5 protein-coding genes and 1 pseudogene are annotated in these 4,947 nt (G+C 74.1%); 1 reads left to right on the top strand and 5 read right to left on the bottom strand.

Annotated features, from left to right (window positions below):
• The 3 genes and pseudogenes from MXD58_RS19880 to MXD58_RS19870 form a co-directional block, all read right to left on the bottom strand.
• A pseudogene (locus MXD58_RS19880) lies at positions 1-354 on the bottom strand (maleylpyruvate isomerase N-terminal domain-containing protein); the annotation flags it as partial.
• Positions 355-394: 40 nt separating this feature from the next.
• Positions 395-925, bottom strand: coding sequence for a GNAT family N-acetyltransferase (locus MXD58_RS19875; protein ID WP_248839474.1), 531 nt, complete (start codon positions 923-925; stop codon positions 395-397).
• A gap of 69 nt (positions 926-994) precedes the next feature.
• Complete coding sequence (locus tag MXD58_RS19870) at positions 995-1,873, bottom strand: alpha/beta fold hydrolase (protein ID WP_248839473.1); 879 nt, start codon at positions 1,871-1,873, stop codon at positions 995-997.
• A 295-nt stretch (positions 1,874-2,168) separates the two neighbouring features.
• Here MXD58_RS19870 and MXD58_RS19865 point away from each other — a divergent pair, with 295 nt between their 5' ends.
• Positions 2,169-3,383, top strand: a complete 1,215-nt coding sequence (locus MXD58_RS19865; RefSeq protein ID WP_248839472.1) for an alpha/beta hydrolase family protein — start codon at positions 2,169-2,171, stop codon at positions 3,381-3,383.
• A 31-nt stretch (positions 3,384-3,414) separates the two neighbouring features.
• Here the strand turns inward: MXD58_RS19865 and MXD58_RS19860 are convergent, their stop codons facing one another.
• Both MXD58_RS19860 and MXD58_RS19855 read right to left on the bottom strand, forming a co-directional pair.
• Positions 3,415-4,116, bottom strand: coding sequence for a class I SAM-dependent methyltransferase (locus tag MXD58_RS19860; protein WP_248839471.1), 702 nt, complete (start codon positions 4,114-4,116; stop codon positions 3,415-3,417).
• 374 nt (positions 4,117-4,490) lie between these two features.
• A partial coding sequence (locus tag MXD58_RS19855; protein ID WP_250609710.1) for a DUF2599 domain-containing protein occupies positions 4,491-4,947 on the bottom strand: 457 nt, incomplete at its 5' end.

Raw genomic sequence — 4,947 nt, 5'->3', positions numbered from 1 at the left:
CCGCAGCAGGGCCAGCGCCCGCTCGACCCGCTCGGCGAGCGCCACCGGGCCGCCGGCGGCGACCTGCTCGCCGAGATCACGCAACCCGACGTTGATCTCCGCGTCGGGTGCGGCCCCGAGCCACACGGCGCCGGTGTAATGCTCGAGCAGCCCGCGGGGCTCACCGGCCGGTGGGGCGGCAGCGAGCATCTCGGGAACGTGGACGATCTGCCAGGCCAGATGCCCGGCCAGCGCGCCGACCCGGTAATGGGCCAGCGCGCTCTCGGCGTCCCAGGCAGCGCCCAGCGCCGGGTCGCGCAGCAGCACCGCGGCGGCGGTCGCGGTGTCCAGATAGGTCTGGCAGATCAGGGTCATGGCCGTCCATCCTGCCCGGGTGGGCGCCGACGCGGAACCCTCAGCCACGCGGGCCGGGCAGTGCCCGGGTGAACGTGACGCGGTGCAGCCCCGGCCCGTCGTAGTCGCGCTGCGCCGCGACCCCATCCATCGTCAGGTCCCCGGGATCCACCCGGAAACCGATGCCAGTGTGAAACGCCAACGACACGGCGTTCCCGGGACTGGTGACACACCGGACCCTCCTCGCGCCCCGGGTCGCCGCGAGAGTGAAGAACCGCTGGTAGAGACCCGCGGCGACCCCACGGCGACGCAACCCCGGATCCACCCCGACGAAGTGGACGTAGGCCGTGCCCGGCTGGGACGACGAAAGGAAACCCACGAGAAAAGCCGCGATGCCCCCGTCGGCGTGCTCAGCCAGCACGCTGGTGTCAGTGAAGTGCTGGAAGAACAGCCGGGGGAGCAGCAGAGCACGCTGACGTGACCCGTCGGCACCACCGAAACCCGCCCACCAGTCGTCCATCACCGCCAGCACCCGACGATGATCCGAAACCTCGGGACAACGCAGCGCCAGGCCAGCGGGAAACTCGCTCATCACCCCTGGACCCTGCCAGCACCCCGCACCGCAGGGCCAGGTGTTTTCCACCGCCGCGCCGATCTGCGCTCAGCGTCCCAGGAACGAGGCGAGTTCACCGCGCAGCTTCGCGACGTTCCCCAGGAGCAGATGCCCACCCGCGGGCAGGACCAGCAGCCGGCCGTGGGGGAGACGGGCGGTGATCGCCGCAGCGTCGGCGGGGCGCGGCAGCGGCGAGTCCGTCGCGGTGACAACCAGCGTCGGGCAGGTGATCTTCTCCCAGCGCAGCGTGTCGGCGAGCATCTGCGGGGCACTGACCGTGAAATCGAACATCATCCCGGCGCGGCGCGCCGCGACGGGCAGCATCGTCGCGCTGATCGCCGCGAGTTCGCCGCGGCCCTCTGCGTCCAACGCCCGCCACCCCAGGCCACTGCCGTGCGCGAGCGCGGTGGGATGCCTCGTCGACCACCACACGCCCCGCTCGCCGCGCAGCAGCGCACGCAGCACGAACGCCGGCAGCGTCGGCGTCGGACGTTTCGCGGGCAACACCGGGGACTCCAGGACGAGGCGTTCCACCCGGTCAGGGTGGCGCAGCGCCAGGCGGACCGCCGCCGTCGAACCGGCGGACAGCGACACCACCCGCACCCGGTCCAGGCCCACCGCGTCGAGCAGGCAGGCCAGCGCGTCCCCCTGCCCCTCGGTGCTCGCGTCGGCGGGCAGCTCGGAACCGAGATAGCCATAACGGGACACCGCGATCGCCCGCGCACCCTCGCCCAGACGACGCCGCGCCCAGTCGACACCCTGATCCCAGCCGCCGTTGTTGCCGTGCAGAACCAGCACCGGACGTCCAGGGCCGCCGAGGTCGACGTACTCGACCGTGCCGTGAGGGGTCGCCACCGTGCACAGCGGCACGGGCGGATGCTCGAGGCGACGCCAGGCATCCTCGACATCACGTCGCAGTCGGCTCACCGGTCAGACGACCCTTCCCACGCGGACGTTCCCGGTGGACCGGGCCTGGCCACCGGACTGTTCACCGCCAGCCTCGCACCCGGCACCCCGCAACCGGCGGGGCGCCCACGCCGGGCGCGTCGCCGCCCCGCCGGACGATGCCCCGCCGGACGATGCCCCGCCGCGCCACGACCGGCGCCGCTCGCAGCCCCGCGGCACGTACGCAGACGACTGTCGCACGTCCGACTACCCGCGGTACACGGATCCCCTCACCCCGCAACCTAGAGTGCGTGGGGTGACGGGAAAAATTCGCACTGTGACCATTGCCGGGACGTTGACGGCACTGACCCTCCTCGGCGCCACCACCACCGCCACCACCACCGCCACCGCCGCGCCGGCACCCGGGCGCGCCACCACCCCGCCACCGGTCACCGCCACCGCCACCGCGCCGGCACTTCCCCGTCCCACCGGGAACCTCGCCGTCGGCCGCGACACCCTGCACCTGACCGACCGTTCCCGGCGCGACCCGTGGAGGCCCAGCGCACCCCGCGAACTCATGGTCGACGTCTACTACCCGGCGGTCCCCGCCACCGGCACCCCGGCCCGCTACGCCGACCCGCAGGAGATCCGCCGCTACCTCGCCGCCCTCGGCCTCGCCGAGGTCCTGTCCCCGCAGACGATCGCCGCGACCACGATCGCGAGCCGCACCGGCGCCCGCCCCCTGCCCGGCCACCGGCCGCTGGTCCTGCTCTCACCCGGCCTCGGCGTCGGCCGGCGTTCCCTGACCGGCCTGGCCGAACAACTCGCCAGCCTCGGCCTGCTCGCCGCGACCATCGACCACGCCTACGAGTCCGTCGGCACCGCCTTCCCCGGCGGGCGGATGCTGACCTGCCTGGCCTGCGACCAGATCAACGGCGACGCCGCGTTCACCGCCGCCGCGCGCACCCGCGGCGCCGACCTGTCGTTCGTCCTGACCAGCCTCACCGGCCCACACCCGACCTGGCGCGGCGCGGCACTCGTCGACCCCACCCGCATCGGCGCCGTCGGGCACAGCCTCGGCGGCGCCGGCGCGATCTCCGCGATGATCCGCGACCCGCGGGTCGACGTCGGGGTCAACATGGACGGCACCGTAGGGGAGATCCCCCCACCCGGGGCGCTGGGCGCACGCCCGGTGCTGCTGCTCGGCGCGAGCGCGGACCATCCCGGCCCCCGCGACACGATCATCCCCGCCGGCGACGACGACCCGAGCTGGGCGGCGAGCTGGCAGCGGCTGGGACCCGGCCGGCTCTGGCTCGACGTCGACGACGCCGAACACTTCAGCTTCACCGACGACCCGGTCCTCGCCGACCAGCTGCCCCCGCCACCCGCCGCCATCCCGGTCGACCAGCAGCGACTCACCGGCGCCCGCGCACTGGAGATCACCCGCGCCTACGTCGGCGCGTTCCTGCTACGCGCGTTCACCGGCCACACCCAGCCGCTGCTCGACACTCCCAGCCCCGCCTACCCGCAGGTCCGTGTCATCGGCCGCTGAAACCACCACCGGCTCCCAGCGGATCCTGGATTCAGCCCTGCTCGTTCGCCGCGGGCGTGGCCTCGGCGCCCGGTCGATGACAGAGCAGCATCGCCGAAGGTTGCCGGTTATGGCGATCCGGGGGGCGGCGCAACCGCGCGGTCTCCACGAACCCGCCGCGGCGCGCCAGCTCACCCATCCGCGGTAGCGGCCAGCGGTGCGACGGCGCGACCTTGTGCGCGTGGGGCAGGGGACCGCCGCCGTCGGTATCGGTGCCCTGGAAGGCCACCAGCAGCTGCCCGCCCGGGGCGAGGACCCGGTGGAACTCGGCGAACAGCCCGTCCATCCGCGCCGGCGGGGTGTGGATGACCGAGTACCAGGCGACGATCCCACCCAGGCTCGCGTCGGCGAACGGCAGCCGCGCCGCCAACCCGAGCGCGAACGCCACCCCCGGATGGTCCCGCCGCGCCCGACGGATCATCGCCGCGGACAGGTCCACCCCGACGGCCTCCACCCCCAGCCGGCGCAGCAGGGCGGTGAGCTGACCAGGCCCGCAGCCGACGTCGGCAACGACACCACGACCGCCCCCGGCCACGGCGGTGGCGCGGACCAGCTCCGCGAACGCGGCGATGATCGCCCGGTCCACCGGCTGCGCGTCCAGCGCGCCGGCGAACAGCTCCGCGTAAAGATCAGCGACCTGGTCGTAGCCGTCACGCACGTCGCGCAGCGACGTCCCCGGCGCGCAGGAATCCACGACCAGCGATGCTAGACAGGGCCCGCAGCGCACCGCGAACCGCGCCCTGACCCAACGCGCGAACGCGGGTGGGTGCTCGGCAACAGCCTGGGGCTGCCGAGCACCCACCGCCATGACACGCGCGTGAACGGTCCGTAGCCGGCGCGACCTGCACCGTCGCCCCGCCACCGTTCACCACCTTCACCCCGCCCGGGGCCTCGCGGAGCTGGGCGGCGACGCGATCGGCGAGGGGCACCCGACCCGCGGCCGCAGCGGACAGACGCCCGCCGCTCGGGTCCACGAGCAGGGGTGCAACGGGCGCGCGGGCCGCCATCGCGCTGTCCACCGCCATCGCGTCTCGTGCCCGGGCCACGGTGGGGCCCCGCAGGCGGAACTCAGGCGTGTTCACCGGTGATCGCGTGCTGCACCGGCACGCCGTCCGGCCGGTAGATCCGCGCCGCCGGGCCGGACGGATCGGTCCCCAGGGTGTTCCCGCAGCGGGTGGACACCCACGTGGAGAAACTGTTGGGGCGCATCAGCGGCCGCCAGCTCTCCAGGTCGTAGGTCGCACCGGTGGCGAAACCGGATCCACCGCCGAGCGCGGGAAGCTGCGCCAACGCCTGATGGCAGGTCAGCTGCGCGTGCAGGCTGTCGGCGACCGGCCCGGTCAGACCCCGCACGCAGCTGTTGACCGCCGTCCACATCGCCGCGACGGTCGGCAGGCGGCTGGCCTTACGCGACGCCACGGTCGGCCGCAGCGAGATCCGGAACCGCGTGTCCGTCCACCGCTGCACGACGATCTCCTCGACGTCCACCGACGCCCCGCAGAACGGCGCGCCCTCGGCGCGCACC

This window comes from Frankia sp. AgKG'84/4 (genome assembly GCF_023242965.2).
Taxonomy (GTDB): Bacteria; Actinomycetota; Actinomycetes; order Frankiales; family Frankiaceae; genus Frankia.
Note: the sequence above shows the minus strand (reverse complement) of the source record. Positions and strands in the feature narration are given on the sequence as shown.

What these genes read in the sequence shown, in the direction of transcription:
- MXD58_RS19875 (WP_248839474.1), bottom strand. Translation starts at nt 925, where the DNA reads ATGAGCGAGTTTCCCGCTGGCCTGGCGCTGCGTTGTCCCGAGGTTTCG.